This is a genomic window from Sulfitobacter sp. M22 (assembly GCF_021736025.1).
Taxonomy (GTDB): Bacteria; Pseudomonadota; Alphaproteobacteria; order Rhodobacterales; family Rhodobacteraceae; genus Sulfitobacter; species Sulfitobacter litoralis.
Genome location: NZ_WMEC01000001.1, coordinates 1,651,135 through 1,667,832 on the forward strand (window position 1 = coordinate 1,651,135; position 16,698 = coordinate 1,667,832).

The 16,698-nt window shown below is 59.1% G+C and carries 14 protein-coding genes; 9 read left to right on the forward strand and 5 right to left on the reverse strand.

Going from position 1 to position 16,698, the window contains the following annotated elements; all coding sequences use genetic code 11:
- Nucleotides 1-9: 9 nt before the first annotated feature.
- Entirely contained in the window at nt 10-1,158 is a 1,149-nt protein-coding gene (locus GLP52_RS08225; protein ID WP_237272091.1) for a muconate cycloisomerase family protein, read from the reverse strand.
- A gap of 602 nt (nt 1,159-1,760) precedes the next feature.
- Nucleotides 1,761-2,651 (reverse strand): LysR family transcriptional regulator, encoded by an 891-nt coding sequence (locus tag GLP52_RS08230; protein WP_237272092.1) that lies wholly within the window; start codon nt 2,649-2,651, stop codon nt 1,761-1,763.
- Between the two features lie 131 nt (nt 2,652-2,782).
- On the opposite strand from GLP52_RS08230, the gene GLP52_RS08235 reads away from it, so the two are divergent.
- From GLP52_RS08235 to GLP52_RS08275, 9 genes are all read left to right on the forward strand, one after another.
- Nucleotides 2,783-3,358, forward strand: a complete 576-nt coding sequence (locus tag GLP52_RS08235) for an NADPH-dependent F420 reductase (RefSeq protein ID WP_237272093.1) — start codon at nt 2,783-2,785, stop codon at nt 3,356-3,358.
- 23 nt (nt 3,359-3,381) lie between these two features.
- Nucleotides 3,382-3,804 carry a DoxX family protein gene (locus GLP52_RS08240; protein WP_237272094.1) on the forward strand — a complete coding sequence of 141 codons (423 nt, stop codon included), beginning with the start codon at nt 3,382-3,384 and terminating at the stop codon, nt 3,802-3,804.
- A 60-nt stretch (nt 3,805-3,864) separates the two neighbouring features.
- Nucleotides 3,865-4,728, forward strand: a complete 864-nt coding sequence (locus GLP52_RS08245; RefSeq protein WP_237272095.1) for a VOC family protein — start codon at nt 3,865-3,867, stop codon at nt 4,726-4,728.
- Between the two features lie 12 nt (nt 4,729-4,740).
- The gene (locus GLP52_RS08250; protein ID WP_237272096.1) at nt 4,741-5,679 is read left to right on the forward strand and encodes a glutathione S-transferase family protein; all 939 of its coding nucleotides are present in this window, start codon (nt 4,741-4,743) and stop codon (nt 5,677-5,679) included.
- Nucleotides 5,680-6,172: 493 nt separating this feature from the next.
- The gene (locus tag GLP52_RS19670) at nt 6,173-6,349 is read left to right on the forward strand and encodes a hypothetical protein (protein ID WP_272903356.1); all 177 of its coding nucleotides are present in this window, start codon (nt 6,173-6,175) and stop codon (nt 6,347-6,349) included.
- Between the two features lie 492 nt (nt 6,350-6,841).
- Nucleotides 6,842-7,582, forward strand: a complete 741-nt coding sequence (locus GLP52_RS08260; protein ID WP_237272097.1) for a hypothetical protein — start codon at nt 6,842-6,844, stop codon at nt 7,580-7,582.
- A complete protein-coding gene (locus GLP52_RS08265; protein ID WP_237272098.1) occupies nt 7,582-9,825 on the forward strand; it encodes a transposase in 2,244 nt (747 codons plus the stop codon). Before GLP52_RS08260 ends, GLP52_RS08265 begins: the two co-directional genes overlap by 1 nt.
- A 294-nt stretch (nt 9,826-10,119) precedes the next feature.
- Complete coding sequence (locus tag GLP52_RS08270) at nt 10,120-10,530, forward strand: hypothetical protein (protein WP_237272099.1); 411 nt, start codon at nt 10,120-10,122, stop codon at nt 10,528-10,530.
- A 42-nt stretch (nt 10,531-10,572) separates the two neighbouring features.
- Nucleotides 10,573-11,010: a hypothetical protein gene (locus tag GLP52_RS08275; protein ID WP_237272100.1), complete on the forward strand. Its 438-nt coding sequence runs from the start codon at nt 10,573-10,575 to the stop codon at nt 11,008-11,010.
- A gap of 549 nt (nt 11,011-11,559) precedes the next feature.
- Here the strand turns inward: GLP52_RS08275 and GLP52_RS08280 are convergent.
- From GLP52_RS08280 to GLP52_RS08290, 3 genes are read right to left on the reverse strand one after another with little or no spacing between them, the layout of a single operon-like run.
- Nucleotides 11,560-13,413: a TniQ family protein gene (locus GLP52_RS08280; RefSeq protein ID WP_272903616.1), complete on the reverse strand. Its 1,854-nt coding sequence runs from the start codon at nt 13,411-13,413 to the stop codon at nt 11,560-11,562.
- A 2-nt stretch (nt 13,414-13,415) separates the two neighbouring features.
- A complete protein-coding gene (locus GLP52_RS08285; RefSeq protein ID WP_237273486.1) occupies nt 13,416-14,414 on the reverse strand; it encodes a TniB family NTP-binding protein in 999 nt (332 codons plus the stop codon).
- A gap of 32 nt (nt 14,415-14,446) precedes the next feature.
- Nucleotides 14,447-16,648, reverse strand: coding sequence for an integrase (locus tag GLP52_RS08290; RefSeq protein ID WP_237273487.1), 2,202 nt, complete (start codon nt 16,646-16,648; stop codon nt 14,447-14,449).
- Between the last annotated feature and the right edge of the window lie 50 nt (nt 16,649-16,698).

Consider the following 16,698-nt stretch of genomic DNA (forward strand, 5'->3'; position numbering starts at 1 on the left):
TTGATGGTGTTAAACTTCCGCGAGATGCTTTTGCGGGGTGCTCTTGTTACGGTCGAAATAGGCGACCTTGTCGTCGTCGAGCGCCACGCCAATGCCGACGCCTTGCGGGACCTCAACGCAGAAATCATTGTAATTTATCGGCTCTGCCAGAATATCGTCGGTCAGCAGAAGCGGGCCGAACAACTCGGTCCCCCAACTCAGCTTCTCGACGGTGCAGAAAAGCTGCAGCGCCGCCGCCGTGCCCAGCCCAGTCTCCAGCATGGTGCCTGCGTAGAGGCCAAGGCCCGCTGCCTGCCCGATGGCCACAACCTCGGAGGCGCGCTTGATCCCGCCCGATTGTGCGACTTTCACCGCGAAGACATCCGCCGCCGCATTGGCAGCAATCTCAAGCGCGTCCTCGGGGCCGTTCAGTACCTCGTCCGCCATGACCGCAATCTCGTATTTCGCTGTCAGTTCGCGCTGCGCCTCGACATAGCGGCCCTGCACTGGCTGCTCGACCAGCTCACAACCAGCGTCCTGCAACCCTTTGAGACCCCAGCGCGCATCGTGTAACGACCACGCTTGATTGATGTCCACCCGCACAGAACCTGCATCGCCCACAGCGCGTTTGATGGCGGCCACATGGGCTACATCATCGCGAACAGAGCGTTTGCCGATCTTGAGCTTGAATATATTATGGCGGCGCGTCTCGATCATCTCCAGCGCCTCAGCGATATCGGTATCGGAGGAGCCGGAAGCCAGCGTCCATGCCACCGGCATGCGGGCATACACCTGCCCGCCAAACAACTGCGAAACCGGCACACCAAGACGCTTGCCCAGCCCGTCCCATAGCGCGATCTCAACTGCCGCTTTGGCAATCCGGTTGCCGCGCACAAGCTTGTCCATCAGCTGGATTGAGGTGTTCACATCGTCCGCACCTTTGCCCTTGAGTGCAGGTGCGATGTAAGTAGCGATGGCAGATTGAATACTTTCGGGGCTCTCGACACAATATGTGAGGCCGCCGATTGTCGTGCCTTCCCCGATTCCAGTCGATCCATCCGAAAACCTGATCCGCACAAGAACGGCCGTTTGCGAGCGCATCGTCGCCATCGAAAGTACATGGCCGCGAATGGTCGGGACATCGACAACGACGGTTTCAATCTGATCAATCTTGGTCATGCGGCGTCCTCTGGTAGCAATGATGCTTCGAGGATCAGAATGCGCAGGAGGAGTGGTTGTCGGCGATACACGGGCAGGTCTTGGTTGATACCCTTCGCGGCAATGCTGCATTTGAGAGCCCGCGCCTGCGCCGCATCATGACTTGGATCATCAGCCGATTATCGAGCCTTGCACGGGCAACCAAAACCATGGCTGATTGCAGGTCGAAACATAGAATAGGACCTAAAAAAAACCGCCGTTCAGGCCGCGGCTCCATTTGCGACACAAATTGGCTGTGCATGGAGATTGACAGTATAGGGTACAGCGGTCCGTCAGTTGGAATAAGCCAATGGCCGAGTAAACCTTTCTTTTTCTAATTTCTGTTCATGAAGCGTAGCTATCATCAAACCAAATGCACAGTCTCAGGAATGTCGACTTTCGAAATCGCGAGAAATCGTATTTTAAGCCGCTGCGAACGACCGCATTCCGCCCGTTATACCTATAGTCGCTCCCGGCACAGACCGGACCGTCGTCAGGTAGATTATCGCTGCGTCGCAACCTACCCGAAGCTGTCATTCTTGTTGCGTCGATTGACCCCACTCGGATTGGCTTTTCGCGCCTCTTCAAGGCAAGGCGCGCACATCTTCGGCAGCGAAGTCGATGAGCGTCCGTATCTTTCGAGGTAAGGTCCGACCCTCAAGATAAACGGCAGTAATCGGCCCCCCATCCATGTCGAAATCCTCCAGCAAAGGAACAAGGCGCCCGGTCTCCAGCATGTCCGAGATAGCAAACCGCGGCGCATAGGCGACTCCCATGCCGACCGCGGCCAGCTCGATTGCTGCCCTGGCTGAGTTGACATGGAATCTGCCTCGCACTTGGGCGATGACCTCAGCACCGTCCTTTCTGAACCTCCACCGATGTGGCTGGCGCCGGTTGGTGTCGACGATGCAGGCGTGTCGAGAGAGGTCATCTGGTATTTGCGGACAACCATATTTATTCACGTAGTCCGGATGTGCCACCAGTGAGGTGTGAAACATGCCGAGCTTGCGCGTCTTCAGTGACAGCGTCTCCGACACGCCCATCCGGAACGCGAGGTCGATGCCGTCGGCGGCCAAGTCGACGTAGCGATCGTCCAGCCTCAGGTCAAAAGTCACATCCGGGTGTGCTTCGGCAAAGCGGGCCAGCATGCCAGCCACGTAGACCTCACCAAAAGTTACAGGCGCCGAGACCCGGATGATCCCGGTCAAACCGCGCGACCCCTCTGACACGGAGCCCAGAAGAGCGTCGAGTTCATCGAGGACGGCTGGCGCCCTCGCGAGAAGATCCTCTCCGGCCGGCGTTAGCCCGACCTTCCGGGTCGTTCGCTGGAGTAGCCGCGTGCCGAGGCGCGCTTCCAATTCGGCCACGTATTTCGAGGTCAGGCGGTTCGATACACCCAGTTGTGCGGCGCCCGCGGTGAAGGAGCCGGTCCGCGCGGTGGCCACGAAGGCCTTGAGCTCGTCGACAATATCCATGGGCATCCTTTTAGGAACAAAATCGCGACAGTCATTCCATAACATCGTCATTTGATGGAAGATTGGGAAGCCTTACTTTCGCTCCAGTGAACACAGGCTGCCCCGAGGGCGGCGAAGCGAAGGAGAGTGCAATGCGTATCGCTGTAATAGGAAACGGAAACGTCGGCTCCGGGCTTGCTTTGGCGCTGGGCCGGGCCGGTCACGAGGTGACCACCATCGGCCGCAGCGACGATCTCTCCGCCGCCGTCTCTTCGGCGGAGCTGGTGGTTCTGGCCACGCCATACGGCGCCCTTGCGGAACTTGCCGGCAAGGCCGACTTCATCGGCAAGACCGTCATCGATGTCTCGAACTCGGTAACCGAGGATTTCTCAGGTCTTCAAGTCAGGCACAAAACCTCGGCCGCCGAGGAGATTGCATCCCTGCGGGCTGGCGCGACGATGGTGAAGGCTTTTAACACGATCTTCGCCAAGAACTACGGCAAGGGCCTCAAGGTGAACGGACAACCGATCCGGGCTTTCGTCGCCGCCGATGACGATGCCGCGCGCGGAACGGTCAAGACCCTGGCAGCCGATATTGGCCTCGAGCCGGTCGATGCCGGCCCGCTCGTCAACGCTCGCTATCTCGAACCCATCGGCTTCCTCAATATCCAGTTCGGCTACGTCTTCGGTCACGGCACCGAGATCGCACCGCGCTGGCAGTTTTCTTAACCTACCCCCACGGAGTATTTCACATGACCACGCAAACTAATACCGCCTATGCCGCCGCCGCCCTTCGCATCTCGACCGGTGTCCTATTCCTCGCCCATGGCTGGATGAAGGTAAGCGTCTTCACGATCCCCGGCACGGTAGCCTTCTTCGAAAGCCTCGGCCTGCCCGGCGTGCTCGCCTACTTCACGATCTTCGCAGAGCTGGCGGGCGGCATCGCCCTGATCCTCGGCGTCGGCACCCGCCTCGTCTCGCTCGCACTGATCCCTGTCCTCCTGGGCGCGACTTGGGCCCATTCCGGCTTTGGTTGGAGCTTCTCGAACGAAGGTGGCGGCTGGGAATACCCGCTGTTCTGGGCGGTAGTGCAAGGTGTTGTTGCCGTCCTGGGACGCGGAGCCTTCGCGCTGCACATCACGGAACTCGACCGTCGGCGCGGCCAGTTCGCCTGAACGCCCTTGGCGGCCGCGAGCCACCGCCCGCGGCCGCGCTCTCTACGAAGGAGAACTGACATGACCATTAACAATAACTTTTTCGACACGCATGCAGCACCGCTTCGCGTTGGGACTGTCCGGCTCAAGGTGCGTGATCTCGATGCGGTCTCCACCTTCTACCAGAGTGTACTCGGGCTTAGCGCGGTCGCGACCAGCGACCATCGCGTCACCCTTGGCGTCGGCAGCTCTCCACTTCTGGTACTTGAGGGCGACTCGAGTCTCTCCCCGCTTGATCCGCGCCAGGCCGGACTTTTTCACACCGCCTTCCTTATGCCAACCCGATCTGACCTGGCCCGCTGGGTCGCCCATGTCGCCGAGGCGCGGGTGCCGCTTCAGGGGGCCTCGGATCATATCGTCAGCGAGGCAATCTACCTTGCCGATCCAGAGGGCAATGGCATCGAGGTCTATGCGGACCGACCGGTCTCGGCATGGCTTGGTGAGGCCGGCGAGATCCAGATGAGCACTGACCCGTTAGATCTGCCAGGCTTGCTGCAAAGTGCCGAAGGCACCGAATGGTCAGGATTTCCGAACAACGGCAGCATCGGCCATGTCCACCTGCAAGTGGGCGGCACGGCCGAGGCCGATGCTTTCTACCGCGACGTGCTCGGCCTTGATATCGCGGCGCGCTATCCGGGTGCCAGCTTCTACGGCAGCGGCGGTTACCACCATCAGCTTGCCGGCAATATCTGGAACAGCCGGCGGGTCGGCAAACGCCCCGAGGGGATGGCCGGTCTCGATGCTGTAGAGATTCTTGTCCGGAGCCCGAACGACCTCGCGGCCATTGCCGCACGAGCCGAAAGCGCCGGCAATGCAAGTATCACGGACACGAACGGCCTCACCCTGCACGACCCCTGGGGCACCGCCATCACGCTCAGGACCTGAGGAGAGACGACCATGCTGAAAAACGGAAAATGGGTTGCCGACTGGCAGCCGGTCCAGGCCAAGGACGAAAAAGGCGGCTTTGTCCGCCAGACCTCCAGCTTCCGCAACTGGATCACGCCGGACGGCAGCGCCGGGGCGACCGGCAAGGGCGGCTTCAAGGCCGAGCCGGGGCGCTACCACCTCTACGTTGCACTGATCTGCCCGTGGGCCTCGCGGACGCTTATCGGGCGCAGGCTGAAGGAGCTGGAAGATGCGATCTCGGTCTCCGTGGTCGAACCGGAGCTCTCCGACCAGGGTTGGCGGTTCGGCGATCCGGCCGAGGCTGAGGGTGCTTCCTACATGCACGAGATCTACACCCGGGCCGATCCGACTATCTCGGGCCGGGCGACGGTACCGGTGCTTTGGGACAAGAAGCGCGGGACCATCGTGAACAACGAGTCCGCCGACATCCTGCGGATGCTGAACTCCGGCTTCGGAGAGCTAACAGACGAAAACATTGATCTCTATCCGGTGGACCTTCGCGAGAAAATCGACGCTCTGAACGACCGCATCTATCCAAGCTTGAACAACGGCGTCTACCGCACGGGCTTCGCGACGACGCAGGTCGCCTATGAGGAAGCATTCCACGATGTCTTCGCGATGCTCAATGAACTTGAGGAGCGCCTCGCTGACGGCCGCAAGTTCCTTTTGGGAGATCGCTTCACCGAGGCCGATCTGCGGCTCTTCGTGACGTTGGTGCGCTTCGATGTGGCCTATTTCGGTCTCTTCAAGTGCAACCTGCGCCGCATCGCGGACTATCCCGCCCTGAGCCGCTATCAAGCCCGTATCCTCGCCATCCCCGGGGTGCGCGATACGGTCAGCATTGACCACATCAAGCGCGGCTACTACTCGATCAAGGCGCTGAACCCCACCGGTATCGTTCCTCTCGGACCGGAGCGGGCCCCGGTCTGAAGCTTCGGTCATCCGCCCGGATCAAAACCTTGGCACGCGCGGGGCGCACCAGCGCCGCCAGCCACTGCTCACTCGGAACCCGAAGGCCGCCACGACGTTGGTGACGGCAGTCCAAAAATGTCCGCTTTAAGATCACCGAAGTCGCCGCTTCGCACTTGCAGCGGAGGTCCGCTTTCCGCCCATTCTGTTGAAAAACTCTTCGCTGCGTCTGCAAATTTTCAGAAATCAGAAACCTGTTCTCCGTTAATCATAGCACACTCAGAAAATACGGAAAAACTTTAGAAAATCAAAATAGTATTCTGCCAGATTTGCCCTGAAGGTCCGATATCGGAGTTTTTCAACGAAATACGCCTATTGTGTTGAAAAACTTTAATGCACCGCATCAGGGCCAAATTTGGGAGAACAAAATTCCGAACTACCCAAATTTCGACGGCGTCAGGTGGCGCGATAAAACTCGTCAGAGAACCGTTTCCCACATTCCCGAAATTTTCAGTTGCAGCAGAGAGTTGGTGAACCCGGCCCGCAGGATGAAGCTGCGGCCTTCGTGAACCTCGTAATCGGTTCCGTCGTGGCTGGTGACGATGAAATGGCCGTTCAGGATGCCGCACTATTTCCATTCATCGTTCGGATGCGCGACTTGCCCAGTGTCGAACGCCAGATGCCACAATAAAGGCCATCGCGCTCATCGACATTCCAAGTCGTGAACACCGGGGTCCATTCTATGAGGCAGTCGGGCGCCGGCCTGTCGGTCTCGGACGCGACTTAGGTATCTACTCTGAAAAAAGCGTCGGTCACGTGGCACTCCCGGCATGCCCTCTGGATAGGTACTTCCTCATTTCGTTTTGCTCGTCGAACGGTCTTCGACAGGCATCTATATGCATGACAGTCCTGGGTATGAGATGGAACGAATGCCGTCAGCTCAAAACGGTTTCGTCCAGAAATGCCTGCACGCCGCGGATAGACGATGCACCAGCCTATGCGAACGGGGTTACAATTCGCAGGACAGCCAAATTTTTTATCTATTAAGATCATCGCATTACGCTGCAAACGGCCAGATTTCTGAGATTTCTGCCGAAGATTCCTTCCGTCATTTTCATATCGACCAACCTCCTTCTTAGGTCGGGCATTGTCCGGCCATTAGCATAGCAAAAAGGGAACAAAGATGGATCAAGACCGGATTGGCACTTCCAGCGAGAGGGCTGAGGGCATGATGCCCCATCGGGCCGACGATGCCACCGCCAACGCGCCCGCCAATGATGCGCTGCCTGAGCGTCCGGACACCGACCGCAAACCGGGGGTGGGTGCCAAGAAGCACTTCTCCTGTGCCTTCGTGTACGGCCCTGGCGCGGGTGTTGTTATGAACACGGACAGCCTCACCGAGAAACGTGTCGCGCTCGTGCTGCTGGCGCGACCCGATGTCGTCAAGCTGGAAAACCAGGTAGGCTTCATCTGGGAGGCACGCGACGGGTCGACTCACACGCACTTCTTCGACTTCCGGGCGACAATGGTGGATGGCATCCGTGTGGCGATCATGGTCAAGTACGACGCGAAGCTCAAGCAGGAAGAGTTCCGGGCCGAGATCGCCGAAATTGCAACCCAGGTCACCCCGGAGTTCGCGGACCGCGTAACACTGATGACCGAGAAGCATCTCGATCCCATCGACGTGTTCAATGCAACCCTGTTCAATTCCGTCCGGCACCCGGACGATGAAGCCGACGCCATCATGCGCCAAACCATCCGCAGGCTGAATGGCGCCGCGAAGGTTGGTGACCTAATCGCTCATACCGGCCTGAAGGGTCGTGGTTTTCGGTCCATAGCGCGCCTCATCGGGTCCCGCGAACTCGCACTCCAGGAACGGGTCCGCGTGGATTACGATAGCCTGGTCATGCGGGGTGTTGCCTGATGCTCAATTTACAATGCAGCCCGAACATGCCGCGCTTTGCCTTTGGCGAATATGATGAGGTGCTCATCGACGGGGTTTCGTACCGCGCGACGGATTGCTCCGTCGACGGCTACGTGTTCGTCCGAACCGACGCCAGAGGCGTTGCAGAGTCCTTTCCCCACGCCGTCCTGTCCCAGCGCGTAGCAAACGGGACGCTCGAACATCGGCGTGACGAGTTCCTCCCGGAAAATGCAAAACGGCGCCTTCGCCAGCCGACCCGGGAACTATCGACCCTTTCGCCGAAGGCTCAACGCAGGGCCAAGTATCACGAGTCACTCGTTCTGGCGTTCCTCAAAATGGAAAAGGAGGGCAAGGTCAAACGTACCGAAGCGTCCACCAAGACCGTCCTTGAAGAGATAAAATATCGAGCAGGTAAATACTACTCGGTGCCCAGCGACTCCGATGAAGGACAAGTTAAAAGGAACACGCGAGTGTCACCCAACAAGGTCAGTGCAGGCAGGCTGCTGAAGCGCGTTGCGGCATACTCCCGGGATGGTCTCACGGCGCTGTACGGGCAGGACATTCAGAACAACCGCGCGCGGCGCATCGGTCCGGATGAACTGTGCCTGCTGTCGAGGACAATTCGCAACTACCTGTCCCCAGAGCAGCCCACGATTGCTTTCGTTGTCGAAGACGTCCATCGCGCCTTCCTTGCGGAAAACGAACGCCGAAAGGCACTGATCGAACAGGAACGGAATGGCGAAGTTCGGGGGCGAAAAACTTCCCTCTTGGAATTGCCATCCCGCGAAACCATTCGGCGAGAAATCGGCAAGCTCGACCCTTTCGAAGTCGTCGTTTCGCGTGAAGGCCTCGAGAAGGCACGCAAGAAATTTGCCCCAGTTGGCATGGGGCTGACCGTGACCCGGCCGCTCCAGCGGGTCGAGATGGACGCATGGAAGGTCGATCTCAAGACTATCATGGCGACCGCTGGGATTTGGTCGAAGCTCGAAGACAAAGAGAAAGCTGCCTTCGGCCTGGAGGATGGCAAAAAGACCCGCTGGTTCTTGATCGCGGCCATGTGCACGACAACGCGGTGTATCCTCGCCATGAAGCTGGCCCGCGCCGAAAGCGGCCGGGCTGCGGTCCAGACGATCGATATGATCGTGCGCGACAAGGGGGTCTGGGCTGATGCCGTGGGCACCCTAACCCCTTGGAACATGTCTGGAACGCCCGAACTCATCGTCACCGATGCCGGTTCGGGCTTCATCGATTTCGACACCCGCGCAGGGGCTACCGACTTGGGCATCGCCATCGATGCAGGGCCGGCCGGCATGCCCGAGTTTCGCGCCAGGATAGAGAGGATGTTTGGCACCATGGCCAGCAGTTTCATCGGGCGCTTCACGGGCCGCACATTCCGCAACACGGTCGTCAAGGGCGACTACGATTCCGACAAGCGGGCGGCACTGACGTCTGAAGAGCTCAGCGAAGCCCTCGTGCGTTGGGTCGTGGACGTCTACCACCGCCGCCCGCATGCGGGCCTTGGCGGGGAAACGCCGCTGAATTGCTGGAACCGCCTCGTCGAGAAATTCGGGGTCGCCCCAATGCCGTCGCTGGAACGTCGCCGCAAGGCGCTGGGAACGCGCACAAAATACACCGCGCAGAAAGATGGCATTACTATCTTGGGCGTTCGCTACCACTCGAAGGTATTTGCACGGTGGTTCATGCATGCACGGGACAGGGAAGTCCGTGTTCGCTGGTATTCTGAGGACATCGGTGCCATCGCAGTAGAACTGAACGGCGCTTTCGTCGAGATCCCTGCGGTTCTGACGCGATTCTGTGGTCAGCGTGCGCAGACGTGGCTGATGGCCGTGCGTGAAATCCGTGCGGCGCGGGCTGCCGAGGCCAAGGTTAGCGAGCAGATCATCGCCCAGACCATGGACCACATCGTGGCCATGAATGCCAACGCGATGGCGCGCCAGGGACTGTTCGTCGAGGATTTCTCCGAGGAACGGCTCAAGCGGCTCGAAGACACACAGCTGATCGGCTTCGAGGTCGAGGACACGCCCCGCGAGCCCATTGCTCCGTCCGGAGACGATGGCCTCGGCGCGGAGTTGCTCACTAACCAATCGCGCTCGGGTCGCCAGCGCGCCGCGCGCTCTAAAGCTGCCGCAACTGACGCGACCGCAATCCATGGTGCCACGGACGCGGTCGACGTCTACGGCCTCACCAACTCCGACGTGGGCTGGTCCATCGAGGACAATTAACACGCCACCTCGAGTGCAATCTAAGCCCTCGCAGTCATTGACGGCTGCGGGGGCTTTTTCCTGGCCGCGTCAGACATGTTTTCTTCTGGTCGAAGCGACTTTCCAACTGCCCCGAGAAAACTTAGCGCGGTCCCTGTTTTTTTCTTCGTCATCGGTAGAGTCGGCCAATCTCTTCTATGCAAGGGCAGCAGATACGCTGCGCGCGCGACAACGAAACGACCAGCAAAGGATGACATCGGCGGACAGGCTTGAAGCTGCCATGAATGGCTCAGCACAGCTCACAGGAGGAATACCATGCTGCGCACCCTATCAACGAACCAGTCCACTGACCCTCAACACGCTGCTGTCAGCGGGCACCTTGCTCAGCAGGGCGAGGCGCTCCGCAATGCCGCCAACCTCTTACACGGCCAGACCGGCGAGGCCCGCGTGTTGCGGATCATGTCCGACCTCCGCACGACGACCAAGTTGAAGCTCGCCACGCGGCGCCGTCTGGTCAATCTCCACCGCATGATCTCTCTCGACCCGCTGTTCGGCGATCCGGAGACAGATGCGGGCCCCTGGCAATTCCTCGATCCGGGCAGCCGGGAGGTCGAGGATATCTGCCTGCTGGCGGAGGGACTCTTCGCCCTGCTCGTCGAAATCGGGAAACTGGACGACAAAATGGACGTCTTCGCGCTGGCAGTCCACGACCAGGACGCAGCCTGAACCCGCCCCCGGCCCACCTTCAAACGACATGAGGATACCGCGATGAAGCACTTCGAACACCTGTCCCTGGAAGAGTTCTGGACCCGGACGCTCCAAGAAATAGACCGCCTCCACGCTCAGACCGAGCGGACCGAAGAAGAGCTATCGGCAACCGAACGGAACACGCTGTTGCAATCCATTGCCAGGCTCCGCCACGATGGCCCCCTGGCAGACGGTGCCGAGGATCATGTCAGCCGTATCGAGGCCCTGCTGGTCGAAGCCGTCGACCGCGAAACCCTCGGCTTTCGCGGGGTATTCGACGGCCACAACGACCCGGATCACGGCGCAGTCGGCATAGTCCGCGCAGTCCCCATCCTTTCGGAACAGGGATGCGTTCTGGAAGGCATGCTCCAGGGTTTGCGGATGATCGCCGCGATGCGGGCGCTGCTCTCGGCGCGGGTCGATGCGCACCGCCAGTTGGCCCTGCTGAAAGCGGCGTGAAGCGGGCTCGCGTCATCAGCTGATTGCGTCTCAGACGCCAGGCCGGACCTCGGCCTGCAAGGTCGTCAGCTCACCACCGCACCAAGAAGGCCGCAGGGAGACCTGCGGCCTTCTTCGTTGGAATGGTGTGCGCCGGGTATCACTCCCATCAGGATTACCGCTCGAAAAAAGTTTCGACTTTCGCTTTCCGTCTCGGCCTACCGGACCCATATTCCAATCAAGGCCGACAAAGCGCGAAATCGACCGCACAGGCACGGGAACCCCGCTTTCCCAGCGGAATTCCCCAATGGACGTCGTTAGCGTGCGAATAGCCGTTTTTTCGGCCAAAATGGCCAAAGTAAGCGTGTTATCTCAACTGAAAATACGGCCAATTGAGAGACACTCCACAAAATCGGCCATTGATTTCATTGAATTTTCTAAGCGGCCCTGCAGGCAAAAGCGCCAGTCGGGCGGGCATAAAACTGCCAAAAATAGTTCGCAAGTTCCAACAAAAAAGCCGCCCAATCGGGCGACCTCATCTCACTATCAACAGTTTCTTGGGGCCGGGACCTACGAATCTACGAGCTCAAGAACCTCCTGCCGGACGTAGATCGCACGAAGCACGACTTCCCGCGGCGCAATGGGTGAGATGCCCTCGATCGTCAGCTTCATGCTGGCACTCCTCGAGCCAATCCCCATCGTCTCGGAATACTCTTTCAAAGTGATGTATCGCGTCGAAAACTCGGCAACCTCTTCGGCCGCAATCATACGCTGTTGGGCACTGCCCGAATTGCTGAAGAAATGCTCTGAGAAGAAGGGCTTCCCATCTGCATCACCAAGAGCAGAAAGTGCGTAGATGCTTTCGGGCGGAAGCCCCAACTTGCCAGAAGCCTGGTCGACAGTCATGAACCCAGCCGGCGGATTGTACGACATGGCGCGACGAACATCTTCCGGGTGGACGTGTAAGCTTTTGAACTTACGGCGCGGTTGGCACGCCTCAATTCGCTCCAAGACGCCATCAAGAATAGCGACGACGATATCGAGAGCTGGCCGGTGCAAGGCCTCCGCAGCGCCTGCAATGTCCAGGTAGCCCTTCGACGGCCTCGAGACCTTGACCGCATTTCCCATCAACTTGGCCAGAAACGCCTCTGCGTCCTCTCGCGCCACGTTCGTCAGGACCCCACTGCAGGCCTCACCCACCGGTACCAATCTCGGGATCGTGCCGGACCGCGTCAACTGCTCCGCCTGCCCCCGGGTGCAGTTCAGGAATTTTTCCAGTCTTTTGGTTGAAATCGAAGTTCGCATCTTTTCCGCTACGCTTTCCCCCGCCCGCGCATCAAAAACCTGATAGTGTAGACTTCTTCCCTTTACATCCGCAATGAGCCCTGCATTGACCAAAGCAATCCGCAAGGCATCCACTGGGACTCTGGCCTTGCCCGCCAGAGAATGGGTCGTATGCATACGCTGACGATCCACGGGTTCTCCCAGCACAATGACACCCTCCGGGACAGCGGAATGCTCCAGAACAAATTTCCGAAGCAAGGTTCGGAAGCTATTGGGATCCTCGTTTGGCTTACTGAGGTACGGCCACTGATACAGGCTGCCGAACGCTTTCGGCACACCTCCAATCCTTCCAGATTCCACATGTTGATCATAGATCACCTGAAAGGCCTTGAGCAGGCCCGCTGAACCAGCCTTTGCGTACTCGTAGCCCTCAACCTGCGCAGCAATACGTTGAATTGGCGCGAGCTTTTCCAGGTCAGCCCCTGGCTGCCCGATCAAGTGCTTGCCCAGGAGTTCGCAAGCCCTGATGGCAACGTCCAGCGGTTGATCGTCAAGCCAATCCGGCCCCTTCACACCGGCGATCCGTTTCATCATATAGTCTTGGAGATCTGAAACTTCACAAGTCTCGGCTGAAGCAGCCAATCGATCCAACTCGGCCTCGCTGTCAATGAACTCTGGCAAGTTCTTGAAGCGGTCCGGGTAGGCATTAATGGACCGCCTCTTCAGAACCAGATTGTGCCGATGACAAACTTGGGTTGCCTTGATTTGCCATACGATGCGCCCGACTGGCATTCCGTCGGAAGGGCTACCTGAAGCCAAATCCTCAAGAAGGCATCTCGGGCAAAACCGACGAGCACCCGTATCAACGAATTCGGCCTGGACAAGTTGGCCACCAATACTGCGCCTCCGCTGCCCGTTGTGCAGAAAGGTCATGCGCTCCAGCCGCCAGACTTGCTCCCCAGTCAGGCACGACACTCGCTCAATGGTCTTGGGCCCCGGCGCAAGAATTTCGTGCCGAGGCAGCTCGATCATGTCGAGAAACTTGGTCAAGGGCACATCCCCGTGAAACCGCGCCACACGGTTCAAGTATGAGGTCATGCTTTCCCCGGGGAGAGCTTCGAGCTTGGGCAACAACGGCATGATCAGGCCACCTTCTTCCGGTTGACCTTCTTTTGGACTGTGGGGCTCTGACTGACTTCCTCGCCTTCATCCTCCAGTTCGATGGCCATCCAGTCAGCCGCGGCGAAGACGTTGGCCTCAATCGCGCATCCCTCACGAACGCCCCAGGCGTCCACGAAATGATGCACCTCAAGAGTCGAGGCGCCGTCGTAGAGCGCGCACTCAATGGCTTCGATGATACAGACGACACTGCGCCCGAACCGATACCGGCTGCCATGGATAAGCCGATTGATGGTATCGTCATCAATCGCAACATCCAGCCCGGCCTTCGCGGCGTACGCTCCGACCAGGCCCTTGATCCGAGCGTTGTCCACGCCAAAGGCCAGAGAAGCTGGCCGGATTTTGGTGAACCGACGATTTACCTGCGGGTCAATGCCCGTGATCGCCCCAAGACGTTCGGTACCACTCAGCACAAGAACCACAGGGTGCTCGCCCTGCATCAGTCCTTTCAGCATCTTGAACATGTTTTCTGTCTCGGCGCCCGAGGCGGATTTGAACATGTCATGCGCTTCGTCGATCCAGAGCAGCGTTGCCCCAATGACCTTCAGGCGATGACGCACCATATCCCACACGTCGTAAACACGCGTCCGATCGCTGACCTTGTCGACACCCATCTTCTCCAGGATGTCGACGCCGAGACTGCGCAAGGTCGCAGGGACCGCCACCTTCAGGTGGACATAGCGAGGCGCGCCAGTCTGGGGATTGTGGGCCAAGGGTGCGAAGTTCTTCAGGACTTCAACGATAGCCGTGGTTTTCCCTCCTCCGGACCCCTCGATAAAGGCGATCCCCTCGGTTTCCGTCCCACCGGTGCAGCGGACAGGAAGATGCGTGAGTTCTCCGTCCTCATCACGGGTGAACTTGCGACTCAGCTGCTTCTCGAAGGCCTTGTCACGATCGGTCTCGATATGGGCAGCCCGCAGGGATTTCATCACGGCGGCGATTTCTTTGTTCGAAAGAGTCATGGTTTTTCTCCTGTTTCACGGTGCCTTGGGGATCAATCACGCATCTTCCAGGTATCGGCAGGCGCTTCCTGCGCAACGGAATCTCCGGCCGTATCCTTCAAGGTGTTGGGCTTGGTCTGCACCACCGGCGTCACGGTCCGGCCCACGCCATCCGAAGCCGAAACCTGTTTCTCGCGGGGAGAAACAACATCAAAGCTTGCCATGGCTTCCTGCTCGACAGCCTTGAAACGTTTCTCATCCCAGCCATGGTCGATAATGTGGCGGGCGGCTTTACGCTCGGCGTTCAGGGCTTCGATATCGGCAATGGTCTGGGCGATCACATCCTCTTCCCACTCCACCCGCTTCTGATCGCGGGAGCGGAGTGCGCGGCGCGTGGCCACCCAGGTCGAGGCATCGACCCCTTGGAAAGCGTCACTGACTGCAGGAACAGCGTACCAGGTACCATCAAGCTCGACCTCAACGGTCCCGATATCCTCCTCGAACCACCGCACATTCACCGGATGCTTGCCACGCATCAGATACTTGGCCGCCAAGTCGCCGGTCTGGTAGCGGACGTTCAGGATGCGGATGCCGTCTTTTTGCAGCTCACGCTGCAGGGGCAATCCGAATGCGAGACGTTTGCGCCGCATGGTCGGGGCAGACATCAGGGGATAGTTGCCATCCTCGAGATCCTTTTCCCACTGCTCCAGCGGCGTCCGCAGCCCCAGGGACTCCTGCGGCGTGTTGTGGTAAACATCGACCACCCAACGCACGAGAGCGTAGATCAGGTCTTCAAGGGCATGGCAGGCAAGTTTCTCGGAAGGGTGCGTTCCGCGCTCGACCACGCTGCCAAAGGTACGGCCCGACAGACGGGGCAGCAAAGTCGTCGCCAGCGTGCCGAACACCCGCTCAATCTTACCGCGCATCGAAGGCTGGCCGGCAATGGTCTGGACTTTCGCAATGCCGAGATCCGTGCAGGCATTGGTGAACAGCAGAGACTTGAACGCCCCGCCATTGTCGACATAGAGCGTTTCCGGCGTTCCGAACATCGACCAGGGCGACAGCGCACCCATTTTGTCGGCGAACTGCCCCTTGTCACTGACAACCATACGCAGACATTTAAGGGCGCTGCTGGTCTTGGGGTTCAGCGTCAGCGCCAAGCCCACCAGACAGTTGGTCCGGCAGTCGATCGCTCCAACCATCCACCAGCGCTTCAAGGTTCCGTCCAAGCCCATTGCCACCCGCTCTTCCGGCGTGAACATCAGGAGCAGCTTGCTCTTGCTCAGGATCGTCAGAAGATCGATCTTCCACTCGTCCATCTCGACGCGCTCGAACGGACGGAGAACCTCAACCCCCTTGTTGACCGGACGCATTTTCTTCATGGCCTCACCGTGACCATGCCGTGCAACCATGACATGGAACTTATCGAGGCATTTGATGAAATTGCTCACCGCATCGCGTCCCGGGGTGCGAAGCTTGACCTCCCCCTCCTCAGCGCGGCGTGCATTTTCCTCCTTGAAGGCGAGCTTCACATCGGCCAGCACAGTTGCCTTGCTCTTGCGCTGACGGGACATGTACTCCTTGTTCACAACCTCGGCGAGCAGAGCCATTTCTTCGATCGTGAAATAGCTGTTGGTGTTGCCACGCTTGTCCTGGTTGTCGATCAGGGCCTTCTTCCCGCCCCGTTTGTAGGCGGCCGCCCATTTCCGCAGAGTGCTGGCGGCGACCTTGTCAGGGAGCACGACAGAGCTTTTGGAGCGGGGTTTCGGCCCTTCGCCACGTTCGTACTTGGCCACCTTCAGGCTGTATTCCGGATCAGGAAGCGTTTCCTCCAGGTAGGCTTCAGCGCCATCGCGGATTTGCGACATTGCATGATTGATCTCGGTATCATCGACCTTGAAGATTTTCCGTTCCTTCAGCTCGAAGTAGGATTTGACCATGGCTTCACGCTGATTGGCACGCTTGCGCTTCGTAAGGCTGAGGCCGGCCATGAACACGTCATCAACCGTATTGGCCTGAGCGGGGCGCAGATGTTCCGGCAGCTGCGCATAGGGGCGCACTTCGATCTCCCCGCTGGCGTTCAGCCGGTTGAGCGTGCCGAGGTCATAGGTGGCCTTCTTGTGCGGATCATCAATGGCATAGAAGGTGGCCGTACCATTCGTCTGGTAGGCGTACCCCCAGCTCTCGCCATGCATGCAGTACACATGATCTTTGTCGAGGCTGAAGGTGAGGAAGGATTTTTCGTGCATGGACATGGGAAGTCTCCTGTTTAGGCAAGGTTGGCGCCCGTGATTGGGCAAGGGGG

Bases quoted from the DNA above. Each gene is read 5' to 3' on its own strand.
- GLP52_RS08230 (WP_237272092.1), bottom strand. From the start codon at position 2,651: ATGGATATTGTCGACGAGCTCAAGGCCTTCGTGGCCACCGCGCGGACC.
- GLP52_RS08285 (WP_237273486.1), bottom strand. From the start codon at position 14,414: ATGACTCTTTCGAACAAAGAAATCGCCGCCGTGATGAAATCCCTGCGG.
- GLP52_RS08250 (WP_237272096.1), top strand. From the start codon at position 4,741: ATGCTGAAAAACGGAAAATGGGTTGCCGACTGGCAGCCGGTCCAGGCC.
- GLP52_RS08235 (WP_237272093.1), top strand. From the start codon at position 2,783: ATGCGTATCGCTGTAATAGGAAACGGAAACGTCGGCTCCGGGCTTGCT.
- GLP52_RS08265 (WP_237272098.1), top strand. From the start codon at position 7,582: ATGCTCAATTTACAATGCAGCCCGAACATGCCGCGCTTTGCCTTTGGC.
- GLP52_RS08245 (WP_237272095.1), top strand. From the start codon at position 3,865: ATGACCATTAACAATAACTTTTTCGACACGCATGCAGCACCGCTTCGC.
- GLP52_RS08240 (WP_237272094.1), top strand. From the start codon at position 3,382: ATGACCACGCAAACTAATACCGCCTATGCCGCCGCCGCCCTTCGCATC.
- GLP52_RS08290 (WP_237273487.1), bottom strand. From the start codon at position 16,648: ATGTCCATGCACGAAAAATCCTTCCTCACCTTCAGCCTCGACAAAGAT.
- GLP52_RS08225 (WP_237272091.1), bottom strand. From the start codon at position 1,158: ATGACCAAGATTGATCAGATTGAAACCGTCGTTGTCGATGTCCCGACC.
- GLP52_RS08270 (WP_237272099.1), top strand. From the start codon at position 10,120: ATGCTGCGCACCCTATCAACGAACCAGTCCACTGACCCTCAACACGCT.
- GLP52_RS08260 (WP_237272097.1), top strand. From the start codon at position 6,842: ATGGATCAAGACCGGATTGGCACTTCCAGCGAGAGGGCTGAGGGCATG.
- GLP52_RS08280 (WP_272903616.1), bottom strand. From the start codon at position 13,413: ATGCCGTTGTTGCCCAAGCTCGAAGCTCTCCCCGGGGAAAGCATGACC.
- GLP52_RS08275 (WP_237272100.1), top strand. From the start codon at position 10,573: ATGAAGCACTTCGAACACCTGTCCCTGGAAGAGTTCTGGACCCGGACG.